The 4775-nt window shown below is 62.2% G+C and carries 5 protein-coding genes; all 5 read right to left on the bottom strand.

Features of this window, described 5'->3' with window-relative positions; genetic code table 11:
- Positions 1-109 precede the first annotated feature (109 nt).
- Positions 110-430, bottom strand: coding sequence for a hypothetical protein (locus AX735_RS02455; RefSeq protein ID WP_020819818.1), 321 nt, complete (start codon positions 428-430; stop codon positions 110-112).
- A 116-nt stretch (positions 431-546) separates the two neighbouring features.
- Positions 547-1137, bottom strand: coding sequence for a thermonuclease family protein (locus AX735_RS02460; RefSeq protein WP_020819817.1), 591 nt, complete (start codon positions 1135-1137; stop codon positions 547-549).
- Positions 1131-2012, bottom strand: a complete 882-nt coding sequence (locus tag AX735_RS02465) for a DUF7146 domain-containing protein (RefSeq protein WP_059153609.1) — start codon at positions 2010-2012, stop codon at positions 1131-1133. Before AX735_RS02465 ends, AX735_RS02460 begins: the two co-directional genes overlap by 7 nt.
- A 111-nt stretch (positions 2013-2123) precedes the next feature.
- Entirely contained in the window at positions 2124-2906 is a 783-nt protein-coding gene (locus AX735_RS02470) for a hypothetical protein (protein ID WP_059153610.1), read from the bottom strand.
- Between the two features lie 358 nt (positions 2907-3264).
- The coding region (locus tag AX735_RS02475) for a Tn3 family transposase (RefSeq protein ID WP_156447397.1) at positions 3265-4775 on the bottom strand (1511 nt) is incomplete at its 5' end.

Here is a 4775-nt window from a genome sequence, read left to right on the forward strand (position 1 = left end):
GTCCTGTCGATTATGCTTCGGGAACGAAAGGGCGGGTGCCCTTGGTGTTCCCCCCCGGTGGCAGCTGCCACCACCGGCAAGGCGCGGCCCAGGGCCGCACATTTAGCGGCTAGAGAATGGCGAGAGCGAGAACCGCAACGATTGATCCGCACAATGCGGACAAGAGCATCAGGCGTGTCGTCGCGGCATTGATCGCGATCGCAGCGCCGGCACAGGCCCATAGCAGCGCAATCGTGGGTCCAGCGCGGTAGATAAGGAAGCCGATATAGCTGTTCGGCAGGAGCCGCGGATAATCGACGATCAGGCGTGCAACGATACCGCCGCCTGCGAGAATGAGCGCGGCGATCAGCCATGCCGCGATTGCCTCGACGCGCGGCGATGCACTGTGCCTGGGCGCGGCCTGCATCGTCGTTCGCATCGCATCATTCATGCTAATCTTCCCTTATAGCCCTGACCGTCACCCGAATGGGCGGAGACGGCTTTGCTGGCTCCGTGGAGCCGCGCGGCGCAGCCGTGGGGTGGAATAGGGCAGGTTCCCGGCTCCGATCATTTGCACTTGTTCGGCAACTGGCCCCTCTCGATCGCCAGATTCCTCATCGCCTCGTAATCGACACCCCAAAGGCCTCGCCGCTCGTCGGCTGCATCTTTCATGAAACGGGCATAGGCCAGCCCTGAATGTTGCCTGTAATCAACGGCATATCCATGGCGCACCATCGTTGCCGAAACAGATGCCCCATTCGACCGAAACCGGCACGACAGGTTAGACCGGCCCCAGCTTGTCCGCCGCGTGTTGCATATCGGCTCGATCGTCAGCTTTTCGTCCTGAAAATCGCTGGTGCAATCCATGCCGCCATTTTGCTTCACCAGCTCTTCCAAATAGAGCTGCGCTGCGATCTTGGGCACATTGCCCTTACCGTCCTCATCCGGCGCATCGATTCCCGACAACCGCACCCGCTTTTTATCGAGCGTTTCGAGCGTATCGCCGTCGATAATGCGCGGGTTCTCGACGTGGATCGAAACTGGCTCGCTATTCCTTGCTTGCATCTGATTGAACAGCGCACCGAACGCGAAAACAGAGAGAATCGGCAACGCGATTTGCTGATTTCGCGGCCATTTTTTGAAACCTCGGATCAGCACCTGGCTTTCTCCTGAAGAATGTCGTTCCAGTCCATCGGCGCCGGGGCTGGCGGGAGGATGATTTTCAATTCGCGGTCGTTGGCAGTGAGGTGGCCGCGCGCGTCCTCTATGGCCTGTGCCGCTTCCTGGCCGTGTTGCGAGTAGATGACGATTTTGCGGATGCGTTCGGGGATCGCGATCAGGCCATAGCGGCGAATGCCGCCCGCGCCCCATACCTTAAATTTCCCGGCGCTAAGCTGGGACACGGAAACGGCTTCCTCGAAGCCTTCCGCGAGGCGCAGCACGTCGCCGGGTGGCTGGCCGCCGATCCGCATGGCGGCATGTCGGACCAGGCCAAGCGTCAATTTCGCCTCGCGCAGCGCCGCATGGTAGCGTTTCTCGCCGGTTGCTGGATCGAGCAAGATCCGCTGCACGGCGATTATGCCTTCATCGGCCTCGAACGGCACGAGAAGGGCAGGATGCTCTTCGCGGGCATCGGGCGGGCCAACGATGCAGCGCGGTGCGAAGCGAACCTTGAGGCCGGTCGGGTCGATTGCGCGCGAACGCAGATAGCGTTCAGCCGCGGTGCCCGCGATCGGCACGGCGGAATCCCATAGTTGCAGGGCGAGCTTCCGGCGCGAGGGTTCAGGCGCGCGATCGACCGTCTCGCCGCTGGTGTGACGATTGATTTTGCGGCTGTTGAGCGCGGACCATACGGCTTCCTGGCTGCAACCGGCCCAACATTTGAACAGGACGGCCTTCTTGCCGGGGGTGACTTGGAGCGACGGATTGCGGTCGTTGTGGGCTGGGCAGCAAACCATGCCATATGAGCCGCGCCAGTGGCCGCCCATATCCGCTACGATCCGACGTGCGCGTGCTTCGACGTCCATCTGCATCGAACTTCTTTCGTCAACGGTATCCCTACATTGGGATTTATACACATTTCACGGAGGCGGGCAAACGGCCGGGATATATGCCAATATCGCGCATGGCCCGACTAGGGCCATTCAATATAAATATCTCCGCCGGTTATCTTCACTTGCGGATGACTCACGTTCTTTCGCCTCAATCGCTTCGCCCAAGCTGGCGAGAATATCGGCCAGCTCGCGCTTGTCCCGCTCTTCACGGGTTAGCTCCCATAGGGGCAGCTGATCCCTCATGCGCTCCATGTCGCGCGCCGCCTCGATCTGGCGATACTGTTCGCAAGCGGGGGCTGGGTCAGCCGCGATGCCGCGACGGCGGCGAGCGGCGAAGATTTTGGAGAGGAAGGCGGGGAAGAGGAAGCGATAGGCGTTCGTGGCCTGCTTGATGCGCGGGCCAGCGCCTTGCGCTTCTTGATCGGGAACCGGCTCGTAGCGCCGGAACCAGTCGATAATGCGCGCCTCTTTGAGGCGCGAAAGCGTCTGAACGACGCAATTTTTGCTGAGGCCGGTTCCCTCCATGATGGTGTGAAGGCTGGGGAACAACGCGCCGGTGCTATAGTCGATGACGCGGGCCAGGAACTCGATAATCTGGATGCCGGCCTGTCCGATCGCACCGTTACGAATGCGCGGCGTGGTTGTCCGCCGCTGCGCGAGCGTCTGCCGCTCGTAGAGCTTTGCGGCTTCGATCATCTCGCGCATCTGGCGAGCATTGCGGATCGGCGTGTAGGCCTTCGCCCGCTTCTCGTGGCCTACGGCGATGCTGCCGGCCCAGACTTTGACGCGCGGTTTTTCGGCACGCGCTAGCAAGGCGCGGTCGATCTTGGCGAGGCCAGTGCTACGCAGCACGGCGCCTATGGAAGTGGTCATGCGGACCTCCCTTCGTCGGTCCCGCGAGGCCAAGCGCCATCGCTCCCGAAAGCACGCTTTCGAGATTGACTTTCGCTGCCGCACCACCGATAAAGGGAGCCAAGTTAGACGCGCTCACCTTCGGTGGCACAAACAGCCCTCGCTCAGCCAAGCGAGGGTTTTTTGTTGCCCTGTCGCCTCGGGGAGCCACCCCGCACGCAACAGATGAATCGCCGACTCCAAGGCGGAATCAGCGCGTCATAACTGGCTCAAGTTTAAGGGGTTGGCAAGAATAAGCGTGCGCGCACGCTTATAAGGCCCAGTCGGCCCCAAGCTGGGGTTTGAGTAGCAACGGAACAGAAAACCTACATAAGGGGCTTCAAGCATCGTCGATACCTGTGGCACCAGGATCGCGTAGCGGCCTCAACTCGCCGCGCGCCACGATGTCGGGAATGGTGAAGGCATAGCGCCCGAGCATGTTGATGTGCCTGGAACCAAGCGGCGAGAGGCGGGCGACGTCCTCGTCCAGGATCACATGGCCTTCGGCGCGTAGCTGGCTGACCGCCGCGTCGATGTAGATCGTGTTCCAGAGCACGACCAGGTTGACGACGAGCCCGAGCGCGCCGAGCTGATCCTCCTGCCCTTCGCGGTAGCGCTGGCGAAGTTCACCGCGCTTGCCGTGGAATATGGTGCGGGCAAGCAGGTGGCGGCTCTCGCCGCGATTGAGCTGGACCAGGATCCGGCGCCGGTAGGTTTCGTCGTCGATGAACCGCAGCATGTAGAGTGACTTGATGAGGCGGCCAAGCTCCTGAAGGGCACGTGCCAGCCTGGTGGGGCGATCATTGGTCTGAAGGACACGGGTGAGATCGGTCGCGCGCACGACGCCGAGTTTGAGCGATCCGGCCAGTCGAAGGAGATCATCCCAATGTTCGACAATCAGCCTGGTGTTGATCCTATTCGCGGCGAGGTCATCCAGCACGCCATAATCGGCCTTGCCATCGACACGCCAGAACCGCGCGCCGCCAATGTCGGCGATGCGCGGCGAGAACTGGAGCCCGAGCAGGTGAAAAATGCCGAAGATCGTGTCGGTGTAGCCGGCTGTGTCGGTCATGATCTCGCCTGGCCGCAATTCGGTTTCCTGGTCGAGCACGACGGCAAGCAGATAGAGGCTGTCGCGCAACGTGCCGGGCACCGTCAGAGCATTCAGCCCGGAAAAGCGATCAGAAACCAGATTGTACCAGGTGATGCCGCGTTCGCGCCCGAAATAGCGCGGGTTTGGGCCGGCGTGGATCGTGCGGACTGGCACGGTGAAACGCAGTCCATCGGCAGAGGCGACCTCGCCGCTGCCCCAAACGCGGGCCAGTGGTATCCTGTTATGGGCCGCGACCAGCAGCGCGTTGGCTGTGGTCAGCGTCTCGGCGCGGATGAAGTTCTGCTTCACCCAGCTCAACCGTGACCGGCGCAGCGCGGACACCTCGGGACGGACAAGCGGTTCGAATCCGGTATTGGTGGCCTCCGCGACAAGCACCGCGCAGATCGTCGTCGCTATATCCTCGGCGCGTGCATTGCCTTCGCTGGCATGCGTGAACGCCGCCGCGAAACCGGTTCGCGCATGCATCTCCAGGATCAGCTCGGGAAGATCCAGCTGCGGCAAGCGCGCGTCGATTGCCCTATGGAGATCGGTGAGGCTGAGTGGCTCGTCGATCCTGTCGAGCGGTGCGATCGACAGGTCGGCGCCGCTCGCCGTTTTCGTGATGGTCACGGCATCGTTGTCCGGTACGCGCGCCGCTGTCTCGCGGTAGGCGAGATCGAGCCGCGCGGACAGCCTGGCGATCTCCTCGTCGCCAGCGACCGCCACGCCGACCGTGCGGCATACCGTCGGTCGCGCCG

This window comes from Blastomonas sp. CCH1-A6, from assembly GCF_001556365.1.
Lineage (GTDB): Bacteria > Pseudomonadota > Alphaproteobacteria > Sphingomonadales > Sphingomonadaceae > Blastomonas > Blastomonas ursincola.